The 19,907-nt window shown below is 53.8% G+C and carries 16 protein-coding genes; 2 read left to right on the top strand and 14 right to left on the bottom strand.

The window, feature by feature from the left end:
• Nucleotides 1–109 precede the first annotated feature (109 nt).
• From OZX62_RS00855 to OZX62_RS00825, 7 genes are all read right to left on the bottom strand, one after another.
• On the bottom strand, nt 110–1,696 hold the full coding sequence (locus OZX62_RS00855) for an FGGY family carbohydrate kinase (protein ID WP_277176171.1): 1,587 nt from the start codon (nt 1,694–1,696) through the stop codon (nt 110–112).
• 76 nt (nt 1,697–1,772) lie between these two features.
• On the bottom strand, nt 1,773–2,330 hold the full coding sequence (hxlB, locus tag OZX62_RS00850; protein ID WP_277176170.1) for a 6-phospho-3-hexuloisomerase: 558 nt from the start codon (nt 2,328–2,330) through the stop codon (nt 1,773–1,775).
• Between the two features lie 2 nt (nt 2,331–2,332).
• On the bottom strand, nt 2,333–2,980 hold the full coding sequence (hxlA, locus tag OZX62_RS00845; protein WP_277176169.1) for a 3-hexulose-6-phosphate synthase: 648 nt from the start codon (nt 2,978–2,980) through the stop codon (nt 2,333–2,335).
• Between the two features lie 39 nt (nt 2,981–3,019).
• Nucleotides 3,020–3,676, bottom strand: coding sequence for a hypothetical protein (locus tag OZX62_RS00840; protein WP_277176168.1), 657 nt, complete (start codon nt 3,674–3,676; stop codon nt 3,020–3,022).
• A gap of 77 nt (nt 3,677–3,753) precedes the next feature.
• Complete coding sequence (locus OZX62_RS00835; protein WP_277176167.1) at nt 3,754–5,301, bottom strand: sugar ABC transporter ATP-binding protein; 1,548 nt, start codon at nt 5,299–5,301, stop codon at nt 3,754–3,756.
• 4 nt (nt 5,302–5,305) lie between these two features.
• Nucleotides 5,306–6,313, bottom strand: coding sequence for a substrate-binding domain-containing protein (locus OZX62_RS00830; RefSeq protein ID WP_277176166.1), 1,008 nt, complete (start codon nt 6,311–6,313; stop codon nt 5,306–5,308).
• 59 nt (nt 6,314–6,372) lie between these two features.
• The gene (locus tag OZX62_RS00825; protein WP_277176165.1) at nt 6,373–7,395 is read right to left on the bottom strand and encodes an ABC transporter permease; all 1,023 of its coding nucleotides are present in this window, start codon (nt 7,393–7,395) and stop codon (nt 6,373–6,375) included.
• A gap of 211 nt (nt 7,396–7,606) precedes the next feature.
• Here OZX62_RS00825 and OZX62_RS00820 point away from each other — a divergent pair, with 211 nt between their 5' ends.
• Nucleotides 7,607–8,551, top strand: a complete 945-nt coding sequence (locus OZX62_RS00820) for a sugar-binding domain-containing protein (RefSeq protein ID WP_277176164.1) — start codon at nt 7,607–7,609, stop codon at nt 8,549–8,551.
• 12 nt (nt 8,552–8,563) lie between these two features.
• Here the strand turns inward: OZX62_RS00820 and OZX62_RS00815 are convergent, their stop codons facing one another.
• The 6 genes from OZX62_RS00815 to OZX62_RS00790 all read right to left on the bottom strand — a co-directional run bounded on the left by OZX62_RS00815 (nt 8,564) and on the right by OZX62_RS00790 (nt 15,932).
• On the bottom strand, nt 8,564–9,256 hold the full coding sequence (locus OZX62_RS00815) for a helix-turn-helix transcriptional regulator (protein WP_277176979.1): 693 nt from the start codon (nt 9,254–9,256) through the stop codon (nt 8,564–8,566).
• A gap of 165 nt (nt 9,257–9,421) precedes the next feature.
• Complete coding sequence (locus OZX62_RS00810; protein ID WP_277176163.1) at nt 9,422–10,474, bottom strand: DnaJ C-terminal domain-containing protein; 1,053 nt, start codon at nt 10,472–10,474, stop codon at nt 9,422–9,424.
• Between the two features lie 125 nt (nt 10,475–10,599).
• Complete coding sequence (gene grpE, locus OZX62_RS00805) at nt 10,600–11,496, bottom strand: nucleotide exchange factor GrpE (RefSeq protein WP_348519297.1); 897 nt, start codon at nt 11,494–11,496, stop codon at nt 10,600–10,602.
• 2 nt (nt 11,497–11,498) lie between these two features.
• Entirely contained in the window at nt 11,499–13,397 is a 1,899-nt protein-coding gene (gene dnaK / locus OZX62_RS00800; RefSeq protein WP_277176161.1) for a molecular chaperone DnaK, read from the bottom strand.
• Between the two features lie 457 nt (nt 13,398–13,854).
• On the bottom strand, nt 13,855–14,451 hold the full coding sequence (locus OZX62_RS00795; RefSeq protein ID WP_277176160.1) for a helix-turn-helix transcriptional regulator: 597 nt from the start codon (nt 14,449–14,451) through the stop codon (nt 13,855–13,857).
• A gap of 893 nt (nt 14,452–15,344) precedes the next feature.
• On the bottom strand, nt 15,345–15,932 hold the full coding sequence (locus tag OZX62_RS00790) for a helix-turn-helix transcriptional regulator (protein WP_277176159.1): 588 nt from the start codon (nt 15,930–15,932) through the stop codon (nt 15,345–15,347).
• 645 nt (nt 15,933–16,577) lie between these two features.
• Here OZX62_RS00790 and OZX62_RS00785 point away from each other — a divergent pair.
• A complete protein-coding gene (locus OZX62_RS00785; RefSeq protein ID WP_277176158.1) occupies nt 16,578–17,699 on the top strand; it encodes an ATP-binding protein in 1,122 nt (373 codons plus the stop codon).
• Between the two features lie 122 nt (nt 17,700–17,821).
• On the opposite strand, the gene OZX62_RS00780 is transcribed toward OZX62_RS00785, so the two are convergent.
• Nucleotides 17,822–19,426 (bottom strand): MDR family MFS transporter, encoded by a 1,605-nt coding sequence (locus tag OZX62_RS00780; RefSeq protein ID WP_277176157.1) that lies wholly within the window; start codon nt 19,424–19,426, stop codon nt 17,822–17,824.
• Between the last annotated feature and the right edge of the window lie 481 nt (nt 19,427–19,907).

Below are 19,907 nucleotides of genomic sequence, written 5' to 3'. Positions count from 1 at the left end.
TCGTATTCACGTCTTGGCGGCACCGAATAAACAAATGTCAAGATTCCGTTTGCTTGTTCCAATCAAGAGGATAGAAAACCCTAACAGTTACAATTGCAGCGAACGCATGTCACTGCATATCGCCTCTGACTTTCGCATAGCTCTCGTAGACTTCCGGAGTCGGAGTTCCCGTTTGAACGGCTTCGATTTTAAGCTTCCATTGCGGCGGTTCCTCTTCACCGCTCAGCACCCAAGCAGCTTGACGCGCGGCCCCGATGGCAACATATTCGTCTTCGGCCGGAATGGTGACAGGCATTTCGAAAATCGCCGGGGCCAATACCCGCACCGCTTTCGACTTGGCGCCTCCTCCAATCAAGAGGATTCTGGTGATCCCACCATCGAACTGCTTGATCAGCTCCAAGCAATCACGGACCGAGCAAAGCAGTGCCTCGACAAACGCTCTCGCCACGTTTTCAGGTGTCGTGTTGGAAAGGGTCATACCCGATAAAGCCGCATTGGCGTTTGGTCGAATCGGAATGTATTCGCCGTCAAAATACGGCAAAAGCGTCAAGCCCTTCGCTCCCGGCACGCTGGAAAGTGCCAGCGACGATAATTCCTCATATCCGACGGACAACAGCTTGCAGCCGGCGTCGAGGATACGGGAACCATTCAGCGTCCCGGCCTCGGGCAAATAGTGTCCGGTACATTCAGCATATCCGGCAAGCATTCCGGAAAGATCATATACAGGTTCTGGGGCTACCGCTTCGGCGACAGCGGAGGTTCCCAACGAAATGCTCGCGTCACCGGCAACCATGTTCAGGCCGAACGCGGCGATCTCGTTGTCGCCTCCTCCCGGTCCGATAATGCAACCGTCATCGATGGCGGAACCGGCCACCTTTGCCGATGCCCTGAACGGTGAAGCCTCTCTAGGACCTAGTACTTTGGGCAGGATGATGTCATGCCGGCCCAGCACCATATCGATAAAGTTGTACAAATATCTATTATTCGCGGCATCGAAATACCCCGTGCCAGAAGCTTCGGAGCGATCGGTGACCAAAGCCTCAAGATGGGCGTCCTCACCCTCATCCACTGGGCCGAACCCCGCAATCCTCCAACTCAACCAATCGTGCGGCAGGCAGATGGCTGCGATACGCGCAGCATTTTCGGGTTCATACTCGGCCACCCAGGCAAGCTTCGAAATGGTGAAACATGTTACGGGCGCGGACCCGATGGCATGGACCCAGCGTTGCGTGCCGAGTTTCGTTGCTTCACAATCGTCAGAATTCTTGGAATGAGCAGACTCGCCGCTCACAACCATCGGAGTGTGCCAAGGGCCTTTCGGAATATGGTTCAAGTCGTCGATTGCGCCAAAAGTTCGGATTATCTCGTCTGATTGCGGCGCGGAACGTGTGTCATCCCATAAAATGGCATCACGGATAACCCGCCCGCTCCGATCGAGCAGCACAAGGCCATGTTGCTGACCTCCGACGGATATGGCCGAAACGTCGTCGAGTCCCCCCGCCTCCTCACAAGCTTTCAGAAACGCCTGCCACCAGTATTCCGGGTCGACACTGGTGCCGACAGGATGTTTGGCCTTACCGAACCTGACAAGTTCACCGGTAGCAGCGTCGGTAACACGCACTTTTGTCGATTGCGTTGAAGTATCGACTCCAGCGACCAATTTCCTACTTCCGCAATTGGGCGATTCCCCTATCATGTTTCCCCTCAATTCCTGACTGCGTTATCAGAGCGGCAAATTCTGCTTCCGCCTTCTGGCAACATCGCCGACTCAATTATTCCAGATTCGTATGCCTGGCAAACATCGTTTCTGTGGTTTCACCAAGCTTAGACATAAGAATAAGGACCAAAGCGTCAAAAGTGAGCCAAGAGAACTGTTCGAAAAGCGTGCCCATAGGCTGCCGGGAATCTGCGGTTCCATCGTGTGAATCGGGACGTTTGGCACTGCCGGGAATCCTTACGACGAAATCAGACAACTCGCCGATGGCGGCTTGAGGCGCCATCGTAAGTGTTGCTACTTTGGCCCCGATTTCTTTGCATTTCCGGGCCATCGCCAGCAAAACCGTTGTCGTGCCCGACCCGGAACAGATGACAAGCAAATCATTTTTGGCTATTGAAGGACTGGTCGATTCCCCGACGAAATGCACCTGCAATCCGAGGTGCATCAGCCGATTCGAGAATGCTTGGGCCGCATCGCCGGAACGTCCCAGTCCAGCTACAAATACCCGTTTGGCAGTTAGAATTGCGCGAGCCAGCGAATGCAAGGACTCGTCGTCTATCCGAACATAGTATTTATTGATTTCTCCGACTATAAGTTCAAGTTCCTTATTCATGGCTACGCTGCTTTCGGCTGGTTCTTGTGAATTCGGTTGGCAAGCAATTCGGCTTCCAACGCCGGATCCTGCGCATGGGCTATGCCGCCTCCGACAATGATGACGTCCGCCCCCGCATCGAGATAATCATCGACGGTGTGCTGGTTGATCCCTCCGGCCACCGCGATTTTGAAAGACCGGGAAATCGACTTCATCAATTTCAGATCATCAAGCGCGGTACGCCCTTGGGCCTGCAAGTCCACACCGGCATGGACCGCGATGTTACGTACGCCTATTCGTTCCAGTTGCGGAATACGAACCGCGGGATCGGGGACACAAATCATGTCCACAACTACTTCGCCGCCATATTTTTCTGCAGCCTGAAGGCAACCTTTGATCGTACCCAGATCGGAGACGCCAAGCACGGTCACATAACGAGCTCCCGCACGAAACGCAAGTTCGGCCTCATACTTACCCGCATCCATTATCTTGGTGTCAGCGAGTATGTCGATATCGTTGAATTTCCGCTTGAAAACTTCGACCGGATGCACCCCTTCAGCCATGGCAAAAGGCGTGCCGATTTCAACGATGTCTACATATTGATGCACTTTCGAGATGAGATCGACTCCTTGTTCAATATTCATCTCATCAAGAGCGACCTGTAGTTTCATAACATCATTCTTTCTGGATTAAATAGGCAAAGCTGATTCTCACGAATGTATATGTCGGTTGATGTACCGCCATAAATCCCTTCCGATGATGGCCTCGCCGATTCCCGTTTGCGCGATTTTCTGCAGCGATGAAAGCGTCACCCCGCCATCAACCGTTCTGGGCTTTTCGATAGAAGCGATTCGATTTAAAAGTCCAAAATCGGCAACAGTCCCTGCCGTTCCTGGGTTGCTCAGCATTTGCAGAACTCCGTCGGCAAGTTCGACAATCGTAGAGGCTGCGGCTGGCAACGTCTGTGGAGCAAAGCCAATCCATAGTTCGACATTATTTGCATGCGCCAATTCCTTTGCCTTTTTAAACTCAGAAATCGACGCATCCAATGCAGACGGCAGATCCTCCACTTGGACAACAATCCGGCAAGGTCGATATTTCACCAGCTTCTCAACCCAGAGAAGCGGTTTGGCAACCATAAGGTGAATCTCAATCTTGTCGCGTTCATTGCCCAGGTGATCCAATATTTGCGGGGACACGGCCTTCCTTATCGGATAGCTTTCGTCGATAATATCGACATGTATCCATGCCCCACATTGATATAGGACCTTTGCGTAGGCCAAACGCTGGCTTTCCGGAGCCGCAAAAATACTTCCGAAAAGATTCAACGGAGCATCGGATATCAGCGACGTTATGAAATCACTCATTTCTTTCCACTCCATGGCCTACACAGCCGTCCATTGGTCATAATGCCGACCATCAACCATCATGCATTGCCCTCGCTTTAGCTCCATGCGAGCTTTCTCAGCTGTGATTGCGACACCTGACCGACAGGGAACGGACCGGCGAGAACCTTGCCTTCGCCGAGAACCAGAACCTCATCGGAAATGTCAAGAATCTCTTCCTCTTCAGAAGAAACCATGACGATTGTCATATCATTTTGCTGGGCCAGAGAACGAAGGATTACATGAATTTCCTCTTTGGCGCCGATGTCGACGCCCTTGCTCGGCTCGTCAAGCAGGAGAATATGCGGCCGCTGAGCTAGCGCTCGAGCCAACAAAACCTTCTGCTGATTGCCTCCGGAAAGGGATTCGACCGGGTTTTCCGGCGCTCCTTTCAGACCAAGCTGCTTCAGTATGGTTCCGGTATCCTGACGCATCTTGGATTTATTGAGGAATCCCGATTTGGAATATCGTTTCAGTTCCGGAAGCCCGGCGTTCTGATAGCTGGACATCAGCGGGACGATGCCGTCCTTTTTCCGTTCCTCGGTGAGGAACGCGATCCCACGCTTCATGGCGTCTTTAGGCACCTTGGGCGCAAACGGTTTCCCGTCGACTTCGATTTCCCCGCCTTTGGCTGGCGCGATGCCTGCGATGGCACGAAGCGTCTCGCTTTTACCGGCACCACCCAAGCCGTAGATTCCAAGAATCTGGCCGGATTTTGCGGTGAAACTGATATCCTGCAGAATTCCTCCGTTGATGTGCTTCACCCGAAGCGTCGTCTTGCCATCACTATGCTTTTTCTCACTGGTTGCGTTTTCCGCACCCTCGGAGGCTTTCGCATAATCGACACCGGCGATGGCGGTAACCACAGCATTACGGTCAACGGTGGCGGTAGGCGCGTCAATGACAACCTGACCATTCATCAAGGCGACGATACGATCCGCCACCTGATAGAGCTCGTCAAGTTTGTGGTTGACAATGAGAATGCCAATATTCTTGGTAGTCGCCAGCTGCTTCAGATAATCCATAAGAGAGGTTACCTGATCGCCTTCAAGTGAAGTCGTTGGCTCATCGAGCAGCAAGTAACGGGTGTTCTTGCTGCAGGCAATAGCGATTTCCAAGAGCTGACGCGTTGCGACCGAATACGAGCCGACCTGCTTTTCCACATCGACATCGAGCCCGAAATCGCCAATCACTTTTTTGGCTTTCGTAATCATGTTCTTTTTATCGAGCAGACGGCCGTGATTCCGTTCCTCGCGTCCAAGCCACATATTCTGGGCAACGGTCAGATTCGGCATGAGCGACAATTCCTGATACACAGTCGAGATGCCTTGCTCTATCGCTTCTGACGGATCGGAGAACGAGACTTCCGCACCATCCAATCGCAAACTTCCACCACTTTGTCGATGGGCCCCAGAAAGAACCCTCAACAAAGTCGATTTGCCTGCGCCGTTATGGCCGACAAGACCAACAATCTCACCGGGGTGAATTGTCAGTGAAACGCCTTTGAGCACAGGCACGCCGACATAGTCTTTTTCGATGGAAATCGCCTGATAGCACTTCTTACTGTCCATATCGTTCTTCTGTGCCTCAATCGAATTCTCTGTCATCGTCTCAGCCTACTTGTCCTTGAGCAGGCTTCTGGCCGGATGTGAATTCCTTAAGCGGACGCAGAATATTCGGCTGGATTTTCTGACCCTTGGTGTACTTGACGATCTCTTTGACCACGCGATGGCCATAGTCTTCAGGTTCCTGGGCAACGCAACCCATATACTTGCCGGTCAGCGCTATGTCTGCAGCGCAGAAGCCATAGACCTTCACGTCTTTGCCAGAAGCGTTGACGGCTTCCAAAGCACCCTGGAGATTGGGGCCGGAAGAAGCGAAAATCGTATTCAAATCCGGATTGCCCTGAAGCATATCAGTGGTCACATCGAGAGCATCAGTAATCTTAACGTTCCCGTCGACCCTTGCAGCCACCTTTGAATTCTTATCCGAAGCGATCTTGGACTTGAAACCTTCATCACGAGTCATAGACGCTGCTTCGTCAGGCTCGGTAACCAAACCGATATTGAGCTTGGCATCCTTGCCCATATCCTTCAGCATCTGCGCAGCACTTTGCGCTCCGCCCGCCTTGTTATCGGCTCCGAGATACTGTTGCACGAATGCGCCCTGCGCCTTCATAGCCTTCGCATCGACCATGATGTTGACAGTGAAGACAGGAATCTTCGCATCATTGAATGTGCGAACCGTTGCGGCAGCAGGCTCGGACTTCACAGGATTCAGAGCAACCGCGCAAGGCTTGTTCTGCACCGCGGCCTCGGCTTGGGAAAGCTGCTTTGCGTCATCGTCTTCCGCGATCAGCACTTCCGCCTTCATGCCGTGGGCCTTGGCCTCTTGTTCAAAGCCACGCTTCATCGCGACATAATACGGATTGGTCTGGTTCGGCAACAGTACGGAAATCAACGGAGTTTTGGATTTGCAGGATGCAGGAACCTGAAGTTCTGCGCTGTCCTTTTTCGCATCGGCAACACCACTGTTGACACCGGAGCAAGCCGTCAGGGAAAGGCCGAGCACGGGAGCCAGGCAGATGGCGGCGATCCTCATCAATTTTTGTCTTTTCATGATTTTCACTTTCTTCTAAAACATCTGTTAACTACTACATTTGAATGGAATGGGGATGTTTACTTTTTGGGCTCTTTACCTCCATCGGTTTCCGCGGCTTTCGCCACTAAATCGGCCGTCGCGTCAAGATGCTTTTTCTTACCGAACGAAATGCGGGACTTGTTGGTGTCAAACAGAACACCGACGAGAATGATGACGCCAATCACCAGCGGCTGCCAATAGCTGTCAACACCGATAACATTCATACCGTTGGAAACCTCAGCGATAAGAAGAGAACCGATGAACGCTCCAAGGATGGTGCCGACACCGCCGAACAGGCTGACGCCGCCGACAACAGCCGATGCGATGGAGTAGAACTGTTCATTGCCCGATCCGGCTGTCGGATAGCCCACCATGAGCCTGGAAGCCGTGATCACACCGCCGAAACCGGCGCAAATACCTGAAATGACATATACGAAAATGGTTGTCCGCGCGATGTTGATGCCGGCAAGACGAGCCGTGTCCGCGTTGCCGCCAACGGCATAAACGTGAACACCGGTCGCCGTGTTGTTAAGAACGACACCGATAATAACCGCAGCGATAATCACCATGATGATCGGCATAGGGATGCCGAAAATAGTGCCGCGCCCAAAGAATGCGAACATCGGGTCGGAGACGGTGACCGACTTGGCTTGGGTAAGGATCTTAGGAATTGATGCGGAAATGCCGAACGTCGCAAACGTGACAATGAACGGCGGCATATGGCCATAATGAATAACCGCACCGTTGAACAATCCCACCACGATACCGGTGAGAATTGCAAGAAGGGCGGCGATCCACCACGGTATACCAGCGCGCATCGCCAACGCGGCAATCATGCCCGTCAATGCGATATTCGAACCCACCGAAAGATCGATGCCGCCGGTCAACAGCACGCAAGCTTGCCCCAAAGCCAGGAAAGTCACTACTGAACCGTTGAGCAGCAATACCTGAAGGTTGCTTGCCGTGCGGAATTCTGGCGAGAGGATTCCCATAAGAACTGCGACGAGCAACACCACTATCAGCACGCCGAGTTCCTGTGGCATCTTAAATTTTGACTTCATGTAAACTCCTTCGTTCATTCGCCAATATCTATGGTGTCTAGGCAATCGCCATTCTAAATGCACGCAATTGAGAATACAAGTCGTTTTTTATACTCATTTGAGCAAAACTAGCATAATTTTCCTTTTATTATGCGAAAATTATGAAGTTTGTTATAAACGAATTATCAAATGAGCGCTATGATTGATACAGCACACAAAACAGAGGCGGGATATGAAAAAGCAGGACGACAACAGACAGTTGGGCGAAATAGCCAGACGTTTTTATATTCTGAACGAAAGCAAGTCAGAAATCGCCACTTCACTAGGCATTTCCCGCTTCAAAGTCGCTCGAATGCTCACGGAAGCCAGAGAAAAAGGCGTGGTCACCATTGAGATACACGACTCCGCACCGGTTTCTCCCGCCTTGGCGCAAAAACTTCAGAAATTCCTCGGCGTTGCGGAAGTAATCATCGTGCCAAGTTCACGCGATATTTCGGTCGAGCGGGATCTACTCGGCGAAGCCGGCGGAAAATATTTGATGAGTCATATAAGGCATGGATCCATTGTCGGGTTTTCATCCGGCAGAACTCTTCTCCCCATCGCACACCACGTTTCAGGGCTTCCCAGCGCGACATTCGTGCAACTTACCGGCGTGGTCGGCAACGACCCCACGCTTTCCCCGATCACCCTGCTCAGCCAGATAAGCAGCGGATCGGACTCAACGGCAAAAGCCCTTTTTTCGCCGCTTTTTTCCGCGACCACGACGTCGGCGATGGTGGCTCGAATGGAGCCTGCAGCGGCGGAAACCCTCTCCTACTATTCCAAACTCGACATGGCCTTTCTTTCCGTAGGTTCGTGGAACCCACGGCTCTCACGGTTGACTTCATTGGTGCCGTTTGAGGAGGCGCAAAACCTCGATAAAATAGGCGCCGTGGCCGAATGCGGCGGAATGTTTTTCGACAAAGACGGAAATTACGTTCACTCGCCCATCAACGAACGACGAATTTCCATCAATCTCGATGAACTTAGAAATACCCCAACGGTTGTATTCGTAGCTGGAGGCAAGGAAAAAGCCAAGGCGATTCAGGCCGTCTGCAAATCCGGATTGGCAACTTGCCTTATCACCACCGATGAGGTCGCCGAGATTCTTCTCAGCACGCGCAGCGGAACGGAGTGAATCCGTCGTGCGTCAGTCGAAATAATTGCCCCAGACGACCAGGGAACGCGGGTCGACGAACGGATCGGAATGGGAAGTGCCATTAGGCTTCGCGGCATGGCGCGGCTTGTGGGCGGCGCCCTGCTCTTGCGATGACGCGCCAGCTCCGGCTGCGTCCGATTGCGTATTTGACGCATACGGATTGGCAGCATCGTTGGCATAATACGGCCGGCCGGGAAGCGCACGGGTGTGAGCCTCCACCTCATGACGCCAGCGACGAGCCTGACGCGAACGCTGAATCTCGGTGATGTCGCCATCGGAATCGGCCGCGAAAATGCTGGAACCGCTCGGACGCTCGAGACGCCTCACCTCACGCCGCAACTGACGGTTCTCCTCCTGCAATTCGAGAATCCGCGAGATACCGGCAAGGTTGATGCCATCTTCCTGGCTCATCTGCTGGGCTTCGGCGAGCTTGTGCACGTCACGCAGGGAGTAGCGGCGCGCGCCGCCTTCGGTACGCTGCGGAACGATCAAGCCTTGACGGTCGTATTGACGTAGGGTTTGGGGATGGATGTTTGCCAAATTCGCGGCGCGACCCACACTGAAAACCGGCAGGTCGATATCGAAACCGACGTCGTCGGCACCGTCCAAATCCGCCCGTTGCTCAACCAGCGCGACCGCGCACAGTCCATACAGCGCCTGTACCTCACGAGAAATTCGAGCCATCATTCACCTCCGCTCGTCATTGTCTGTCACTTTATTCATAACGTATTGCATTGACCCCTTTATCTGTCAACGTAATACATATTGCCTATCTTACCTAAAACTGCTTAATTGGCCTATTCGCAACGTTCTTACGCGATTGCAAATAGACCAATCAAATCACACGAATCACTCGCGCTCTTTGGCCACCTCGTCGACGAACTCGCCGGAATTCTTGTCGAATTCCTTGGCATCGTGCTTCTGCGCCATGCTGGGCCTGCTCGGCACGCGAATCTCAACGCGTCCGACCAAGTCACCATCACGGCCAGGAACACCCTTGCCGCCGACACGGACCTCGGTGCCGCTTGACGTGCCGGCCGGCACGCGGAACGTCACTTCGTTGCCGTCGAAGTCAAGCGCCTTGACGCGGGCACCAGCCACCGCCTCGCCGATAGTGACCGGCAGCGGCATCACGATGTTGTTGCCGTCGAGGCTGAACTTCGTGTCGTTCTTCACATGGATCTGCAGGTACATATCGCCTGCGCGCCCACCGTTGGAACCGAGCTTGCCCTTGCCGGGAAGCCGGATCTTCTGCTCGTCCTTCACGCCGGCCGGGATGTGGGTCTTGAACTTGCGTCCGCCCGCTTTGAGCGAAACGGTCGCGCCCTTCACGGCCTGACGGAACGTCAGCGTGATCTTCGAGTTGCGGTCTTCTCCGCGAACCGGTTCCTGCGGTTCACGGTAGGTGCTCGACCCGCCGCCAAAACCGGAACCGTAGGGCGAGCCTGAGCCCGCACCCGCGTAGCCGCCAGCGCCCTGGCCAGCCGCGTTGCCGAACATCGAGAAGATGTCGTTCAAGTTGGTCGGACCGCCGCCGGAGGTCGAGAAGCGAACCCCACCGGGGCCGCCTGCGCCGCCGCCGAACATCGAACCGAAGATGTCGGAGAAGTCGGAGGCTCCCCCGCCAAATCCGCCTTGTCCGGAGCCGCCGGCGAACCTTGCGCCGCCGCCCGCGAACTGGCGGATCGCGTCGTACTTGCGCCGCTGGTCCTCGTTGTTGAGCACATCGTAGGCTTCGGAGATGTCCTTGAACTTCTCCTCAGCCTCTTTGGTCTTGTTGAGATCCGGATGATACTTACGCGCAAGTTTGCGGTAAGCCTTGGTGATCTCCGCGCTCGTCGCGTCCTTGGAGACGCCGAGCACCTTGTAAAAATCTTTATCTAGCCATTCATTCTCAGCCATATCACTGCCCTCCTTTTCGGGCCCTAAGCCGATACATTTCCTGCAACGACTCTACAAACGATAAGTGCGACCCTCCGGCCACGCGGGGAATCGCACTCTACGTATTACGTCATTGCGGAAACCCGCTAGGCCTTCGGGGAAGCCACCACCACACGGGCGGCCCGGATCACCCGGTCGCCGATGCGATAGCCCGCCTCTACGACGGTGTCCACAGTCTCTTCGGTCGCGTTGGCATCCGGTTTGTGAAGTATCGCCTCGTGTTTGGTCGGGTCGAAGGCTTCACCCTTCTTGCCGAACTTCTCCACGCCGAACTTCTCGAACGCCTTGTCGATCTTGTTGGCCACAGCGGCGAACGAATCGTCCAGGTCGCTGTGCTCACGGATACGGTCGATGTCGTCGAGAGCGGGGAGCAACGCGGTCAGCACATCGATGATGCCGTGCTGACGGAAGATGTCTTGCTCTTTTTTCGCGCGGTTGCGGAAGTTGACGAACTCGGCACGCTCACGCTGGAGCGCATCAAGATAGTCCGCGGCTTCCTTCTTCGCCTGCCCAAGCGGTGTCAGCGTGTTCTCGCCGTCCTTGCTATCGGCAGCATCGGCTGTATCAGCCTTGCCTGCGTCGCCGGTTGCCTTGTTGTCGGCTGCGTTAGCAGCAGCTGCGGCACCAGCAGCATTGGCTTGGCTATTGTCGGCATCAGCCTGACCAGCACCCGCTTGCCCGGAACCGTTGCCTGCGTTCACATTCGTATTGTCGTTGTTGTTGGCAGCTGAAGCGGCAGCACCCTGTGGGTTCTGCTTCGCCTCGTCGTCAGCCTTGTTATTCGACTGTTCGGAGCTCATTGTTTCACCCGCCTTTTCGCCGGTTGCGCCGGCGTTAGCCTGCTCGGGTTCGGCAGAATCAGCCCCATCGGGGGACCCGCCGAATCCCGCACCCGGCGCATTGAACCCAGCCATGGAGTTGAGCCATGCGTCGTCGGGATCCGGCAGATTCTTCAGATAGTCGTTCTTATCGAACCCGGACATGATTACTTGTTGTCCTTCTTGTCGTCATCGTCGTCAACGACCTCGGCGTCAACCACGTCGTCGTCATCGGACGAGGACGAGCTGGAGCCTGCGCCCGCCGCGCCAGCAGCACCGGCACCCGCAGCGCCAGCGGCACCTTCGGCACCTTGCTGCGCATAGAGCGCCTGACCGATCTTCTGCGAGGAAGTGGTCAGCTTCTCCTGGGCGGACTTGATCTTGTCGATGTCGTCGCCCTTCAAGGCTTCCTTCAGGTCGTTGACATCAGCCGTGACTTCCTTGACGACATCATCGGAGAGCTTGTCCTTGTTGTCGTTGACCATCTTCTCCATCTGATAGGCGAAGGATTCGGCGGTGTTGCGGGTCTCGGCGTCTTCCTTGCGCTTCTTGTCGTCGGCCTCGTGGGCTTCGGCTTCCTTAACCATGCGGTCAATCTCGTCCTTGGGCAGAGCGGATCCGCCGGTGATGGTCATGGACTGCTCCTTGCCGGTGCCCTTGTCCTTGGCGGAGACGTGCACGATGCCATTCGCGTCGATGTCGAAGGTGACTTCGATCTGCGGGACGCCACGCGGAGCCGGAGCGATGCCGGTCAGCTCGAAGGTGCCCAGCGGCTTGTTGTCGCGGGCGAACTCGCGCTCACCCTGATAGACCTGAATCAGCACAGAAGGCTGGTTGTCCTCAGCGGTCGAGAAAACCTCGCTGCGCTTGGTCGGGATGGCGGTGTTGCGGTCGATGAGCTTGGTCATGATGCCGCCCTTGGTCTCGATGCCGAGGGAAAGCGGAGTGACGTCGATCAGCAGGACATCCTTGCGGTCGCCCTTGATGACGCCGGACTGCACCGCGGCGCCAATCGCCACGACCTCATCCGGGTTGACGGACTGGTTCGCGGCCTTGCCACCGGTGAGTTCCTTGACGAGCTCCTTGACGGCGGGCATACGAGTCGAGCCGCCGACGAGGACCACGTGGTCGATCTGCGAAACCGAGATGTTCGCGTCGTGCAGCACGTTGTTGAACGGCGTGCGGCAACGGCCAAGCAGGTCGGAAGTCATTTCCTCGAAGTGTGCGCGGGTCAGCGTCTCGTCGAGGTGGACAGGCGTTCCGTCGGGGGTCATGGCCAGATACTGCATCGAGATGTTGGTCTCGGTGGAGCTGGAGAGCTCCTTCTTGGCCTGTTCCGCGGCTTCCTTCAAGCGCTGCAGCGCAATCTTGTCCTTGGACAGATCGACGCCGTACTTGTTCTTGACCTCGCTGACGAGCCAATCGATGATCTTCTGATCCCAATCGTCGCCGCCGAGCTTGTTGTCACCGTTCGTGGCCTGCACCTGAATGGTGGAGAAGCCGTCCTCATCCTTGCCGATCTCCAGCAGGGACACATCGAAGGTGCCGCCGCCGAGGTCGAAGACCAGAATGCGTTCGTCTTCCTTGCCCTTTTCAAGGCCATAAGCCAGTGCCGCAGCCGTCGGCTCGTTGATGATACGCAGCACGTTGAGGCCTGCGATCTTGCCGGCGTCCTTGGTCGCCTGACGCTGTGCGTCGTTGAAGTATGCAGGGCAGGTGATGACCGCGTCGGTCACCGGTTCGCCCAGGTACGCCTCGGCGTCCCTCTTAAGCTTCATCAAAATCTGTGCGGAAATCTCCTGCGGAGTCCACTTCTTGCCGTCGATGTCCACCGACCAGTCGGTGCCCATGTGGCGCTTGACCGAGCTGATGGTGCGGTCGACGTTGGTCACGGCCTGACGCTTGGCGACCTCGCCGACGAGAATCTCGCCGGACTTGCTGAACGCGACCACCGATGGGGTGGTGCGAGCGCCCTCGGCGTTCACGATGACCGTGGGTTCGCCGCCTTCGAGCGTTGCGATGCAAGAGTTTGTGGTACCCAAATCAATACCTACTGCACGTCCCATATTCGTTTCTCCTTATTCGTTACGTTTCACATCTGTTCGCTCGGGTCCGGAAGCCACGCCGAGACTTTCATTTCTCGTTCGCGGCCCGCATCCAGGTTCGCACCTGATTGATGTTCCAAAACCTGAGCCTACTTCACTCAACTTTGTATTGTCAAATTATATTCCCGAATTTCCGAAAAAACTTGAGTCTTTTTGGCTCAAGTTTTTGAAATGAGAGATTAACTAACTCAGAAACGTTGGAATTTCAAGGATTTAATGATTTATAAGACATAATTAAGTTCCAAATTAAATTTCTCGGTCAACGCTGACCGTACTTAATTTTGAACCATCTTTCTTGATTTCGCGTCAGTTTACGACGATTCGACGAAACCGATTTGTGCTAACCCATGGTTACCAAAAGATACTGTACGTATTCTCATCTTTCTTTTGGTAACCACGGGTTAGCGCGAGCGCACAATCACAGAAACATGTACGTCAACAGGCCCATCGCGGCACCGGCGAAAGCGCAGATAATCGCAATGACGACAATTTGCTTGGTACTCAGCGGCTTGCCCTTGCGCGACGAACGGTCGACTTCATCGCCCGCCAGATATTGGCGCAGCTCCTTATAAGTCAGCACATCGATGTCACGTTGCAATTTGTAGCACCAGCCGGCCGCGATAACGCCACACAAAAAGAGCACCATGGCGATGGGCGCGAACCACCTCCACGCTTGGGCAGGCCCTTGTCCCTTAACGACCATAAGCACCGTCATCACGAGTCCCGCCGCGATAAACACGCACGCCGCAATGGTCAACGTCAGCATGCGCGTGCCGTTGTGCTTGATTTCCTCGTTCATGGTTTCCACATCTCCTTTGACCAGTTCGTCCAGTGTGATGCCGAAAAGATTGCCCAGCAACAGGAGGTTCTGCACGTCCGGATAAGTGCGGCCGGTCTCCCAATTCGAAACCGTCTGGCGGGAGACAAAGATCTTGCCCGCAAGGTCGTCCTGCGAAAGACCCATCGCCTCGCGATGGTCACGAATCTGACCACCCAACTGCATCTCGACCGCCATCGTCGCACCTTCCTCATTTAAAACAGAACCACCAGCATTGCCAAACCGCTCTGAGTCGCTCGCACACATAATCAATCACGCAAATCACGCGAGTCCCTCAAGATTCTGCAATCATCTTCAGCATACAGAACCCGAACGGAACGGGCACGACCAACTAAGGAATCCGTTACGAGTATTCAGTCGGTCAGCCAATCCACCGGCAATCATTCCGGCAATTCCAACGTAACCCGACGCGCCCAAACACTCCAAGCCAGAACATGAAAATCGCCTGCCAAAAGTCTTTGACAGGGCGAAATTCCAACGATTCTGAGACATTACATCCCCTATGTTTTAAGGTACGAGTCATCCCATCAAACCCCAACAACCACGCTAATTGCTTATTTTCCCAATACATTTTCCCAATACAGAAACCCTTACGTCCACAAAACACCATATTGTTTTACATATAAGTCAAAAAGGAATATGAGATATACGCTAATATCTCGGTTCCTACTTGTGGGGCAGCGCCATTCATGGCGGATGCCCCACAAGTTTATTGCAAAGACTACGAATTAAGCCCCTATATAGCCACACCTTTATGCAACATTCGAATGGCACTAATTGCAGCAACGGGCATCGCTAGACGGCAAAATTGATATAAACGGCTCATATAAAACCGGGTTGGGCATGGAACTTTTGCGCACCCAATCTCAAAAGCGAACAACAGCAATGTTGTATTTTATAAATCAGAAACCACGATTTATTCGAATGCAACGCTAGTGCTCAAAATGTTGCAATATATACTATCTACGCCTTGAACTATACAATTTTCATAAAAGCTATTTATCAATTTGCATAAGTCCTATTAGTCAATCTGCATAAATTTTCTTGTTAACTGCAACAAACCAGCTGAGCTACATCCAAGAGAAATCGTTAAAAATCAGGATGCCCGCATAAAGAACAAGGACGATGACCGAAGCAATTTTAGGAAGGATGTCATTGCGGTGAGTGCGATCGATTTTTTGACCGGTCGAATACTGCACAAGTTCGCGGAACGTCTTCACATCGACGTTCTTCTCCAATTTTCCGAGATGCTCCGAAGCGGCGAACCCCAACAACCCAGTCCAACATCCTAAAGAACCAAGCCATCCTATCGGGCTCTGGCCATTGCCATGAGTCACAATCGCAAAAGCAGAATACGTAACCACCGAAATAGCAATCAAGACCCAAGACACCGCAAACCAAAGGAGCATTTGCTCCCGATTGTGTTTGATTTCCTTGTTCATCTCTTCGACGTCTCCTTTGACCAGTTCGTCCAGTGTGATGCCGAAAAGTTTGGCCAGCAACAGAAGGTTCTGCACATCGGGATAGGTGCGGCCGGTCTCCCAATTCGAAACCGTCTGACGGGACACGAAAATCTTGCCGGCGAGATCATCCTGAGACAGGCCCATCGCCTCGCGATGGTCACGGATCTGACCACCCAACTGCATCTCGACCGCCATCGTCGCACCTTTCCTTCTTACCACTCTGCAACCGTTCCGCTGCCATGCGCTCAATCAAGAGTACTTCAAATCATTCTTGCTTCCGCAATTGCGAATGAATACTCTTGCTCAAACCGCGGGAACCATTTCGGCAATCTCAACGTAACCCAGCACGCTCGAACACTCCAAGCCAGAGTATAAAAAAGCCCTGTCAAAAGTCTTTGACAGGGCGGAATTCCAACGATTTCGAGACATGATTCTTACAGGCGACCGTCATCAACCGACAGATTACATAATCTCAAACCGTCAATTTACATAAAACGAAACTGACAACTTGCATAAGCCCTAGTTGACAATTTACATAATTTGAATTTTACAATCTACATAATCTGAATTGACAGATCATCATAACTTGAATTGACAGATTTGCATAATCTGAATTTTACAATCTGCATAACTTGAACTGACAGATTAACATAATCCCTACTGACAGATCTGCATAATCTGAATTGACAGATCATCATAACTTGAATTGACAGATTTGCATAATTCGAACTGACAGATTATCATAATTTGAACTGACAGATTTGCATAATTCGAACTGACAGATCATCATAAGAAAGCGCGGCCATGATCCCTCGATTGCTCACTGAAGAAGCCAAGAAAATGGCAACCTGGTTTCCCATCGTCTCCGTTATGGGACCGCGCCAATCAGGAAAATCAACCTTGCTCCGCAACGCATTTCCCGACTATACCTACCTCAATCTCGAACTCGGTCGTTTACGGGATTCGGCCAATACGGACCCTGAGGGGTTCATGGCTACCCAGCCAGTTCACTCGTTCATCGACGAGATGCAGTACGCACCCGATTTGTTCCCGGAAATGCAAGCAGCCTCGGACGAGCGCCACGAAACCGGACAATACCTGATTTCCGGATCGCAGAACTTTCTGATGAATAAAAACATCACGGAATCACTAGCCGGTAGAGTAGGGATTCTGGAATTATTGCCGCTCAGCTACAAAGAAGCCCAAGGGATTCCGAACGTTCCGAGCGTCGATGAATTCACCTTCCGAGGCGGGTACCCGCACCTTTACGAAACAGACGTGCCGGAAGGAACATTCTATTCAAGTTATCTGTCAACATACGTCCGCCGCGACGTGAGCACGCTTTCCAATATCCGCGATTTTTCATCATTCGAGACGTTCCTGAGGCTTTGCGCACAAAGTTCCGGCGAATTACTGAACACGACGCATCTCTCCAGGGAATCACAAATATCGTTGAACACCGCAAAAGACTGGCTGAATATCCTCGCAGCCAGTTATATCGTGTTTCTGCTACCACCGTATTTCTCGAACGCGCGCAAACGACTGACGAAAACGCCGAAGCTCTATTTCTACGACACTGGCCTGCTGTGCTATTTGCTCGACATCCATAGCGTCGACGAATTAGTCAGGAGTCCCAAGCGTGGAGCCGTGTTCGAGAACCTCATCATCGAGGAAACGCTTAAACGAGGGTACAACTCGAACAGCGAATCCCGGCTCTATTTCTACCGTGATTCCAACGGCGTGGAAGTCGACCTGATGGACATGACCGACTCCCTTTCGCCACAACTCATTGAAATCAAGTCCGGCATCACGCCACGCGACGATTTCTTCCGTCACCTGAAAACCGTCGGCCGCGACCTTGATATCCCCATCGAGCAACGTCAGGTCATCTATCGCGGCAAGTCAAGTTTCCGTACCCCCAACGGCCGGTTCGTCTCGGCTAAGGATTATCTGCTGAAATAGCAACTGCGTGGTACGAAAAAGCCCTGTCAAAAGTCTTTGACAGGGCGGAATTTCAACGGTTTCGAGGTACGGTCAATAGCACAACAAACAACAGACCGGCCACGAATCGCTGAGCATACTCACTACTCGATGGTGGTGGAGAGCTCCTTCTGACGAACGAAGAAGAAGACGAGCACGGCGAGGATCATGAACGGGACCATCCACATAAAGATGGGCAGCAGAGCGCTGTTGTAGGCGTCGATGATCGGGGTGCGCAGCATGCCAGGCAGCGCGTTGACGCCGCTCGGGGTCAGGCTGCTGGCGCTCAGATGCATGGCGCCGTTCATCGCGGCCGTGCCCCTATGGCCCATCACCGCACCGCTGGAAGCCATCTGCGATATGACGGCGGCCAGGTTGTCGTGCACGAAACCGGTCAGGCGCGAGGTGAAGATGCTGCCGACCACGGCCGAGCCGATGGTGGCGCCGACCTGCTTGAAGTAGTTGAACGAGGCAGTGGCGGTGCCGACGATCGAGGCGGGGAACGCGTCCTGGACGATAAGCGTCAGGATCTGCTGGCCCAGGCCGAGGCCGATGCCGAAGACCATCGTGTAGAGGCAAAGCAGCCAGACCGGCGAATCGGCCTTCAGAGTGGAGGTCAGAGCGAGGCCGACGGCCATGATGGTGGTGCCGACAATCGGATAGATCTTGTATTTGCCGGTTTTGGAGACGAGGTTGCCAGAGATGATCGAGGTGACGAGCACGGAGGCCATCATCGGCACCATCAGCAGGCCCGCCTGAGTGGCGTTGACGCCGGTGGTCATCTGGATGTAGGTCGGCAGGTAGCTCAGCACACCGAACATCGCGACACCGATCAGCAGGGCGCCGATGGTGGCGACGTCGAAGTTGGAGTTGCGGAAGAGGGTCATCGGCATGACCGGTTCCTTGACCTTGAGTTCAACGAAGACGAACAGGGCGATCAGCACGGCGAGAGTCACGATGACCTCGGCCCAGTTCCAGGTGTGAGGCTTGCTTGCGTTGGTGCAGACCAGCACGATGACAACGGTGATGGCGGCGATCAGAGCCATGCCGAAGTAATCGATGTGGGAACGGTTCTCCTTGCTCGGCTTGGGCAAGTGCAGGAAGACGGTCACGGCCGCAAGCGCCAAAATGCTCAGCGGGATGTTCATCCAGAAGGCCCAACGCCAGCCCGGGCCGCTCGTCAGCCAGCCGCCGATCAGCGGGCCGGCCACGGATGAGACGGCGAAGACGGCGCCCATGACGCCCATGTACTTGCCGCGTTCGCGGGCGGGCACGACGTCGGCGATGGCCGACTGTGAGAGAATCATCAGGCCGCCGCCACCGAGGCCCTGGATGACGCGGGCAGTGACCAGCAGGTTCATATTGCCGGCCAGCGCGCCGACGATGGAACCGGACATGAACAGCACAATAGCGATCAGTAGCAAAGGCTTACGGCCAAAGATATCGCTGATACGGCCGTAGACCGGCATCATGACGGTCATCGCCAGCGCGTAGCCGGTGACGACCCAGGTCATGCGGTCGACGCCGCCGAGGTCGCCGACGATGGTCGGCATGGCGGTGGAAAGCACGGTTTGGCTCAGCGAAGACATGAGCATGGTAACCATCAGGCCGATGAAGACGAACATGACGTCACGCTTCGACGGACCTTGGTGCCGCGCGTGCATGCTTTCAGACGCAACGTCTGTTGCTTGTATAGCAGTCGTTGACATAGCACTCCTTCACGAATTGGTTGGGTTGGCCGTCTCCGGGATTTCATTCATTACACGAGACATAAAAAGGCCGGTGCCGCGCAACGCGAACGAATCGCCATTGACACGACACCGGCCAGAGATTTCACGACGGCCTGAATTTCTTTTCCGTAGCAGACTATCGGCTGCGAATTCGGGGAGCAAGCTCGTTTAATGTGATGATTGCCATACGACATTTATTAGTGATTTCAATTACAATTGTTGCATTTTATTAGTTCATGCCTTATAAACGCCCAATATCAACGAAACTGAACGGTGTTAGGTAATGCAATTATCGCTATCGGTTGTTCTGGCAGCGAATTGTTCACGCTCACCGTCACCTCAAAGCGAAACGTCTGAAATCAGCTTGCAGCATAGAACCGAACATTCCGTTTGATGCCCGTACGATGTTTTATTTGATTTTTTGAGACTAATATTAAGTAAAACGTCCCAAAAATTTGTG

Origin of the sequence: Bifidobacterium sp. ESL0690, from assembly GCF_029392315.1 — a bacterium.
In the GTDB taxonomy this organism is placed as follows: Bacteria; Actinomycetota; Actinomycetes; order Actinomycetales; family Bifidobacteriaceae; genus Bifidobacterium.
This window is presented reverse-complemented; position numbering and strand designations above follow the sequence as displayed.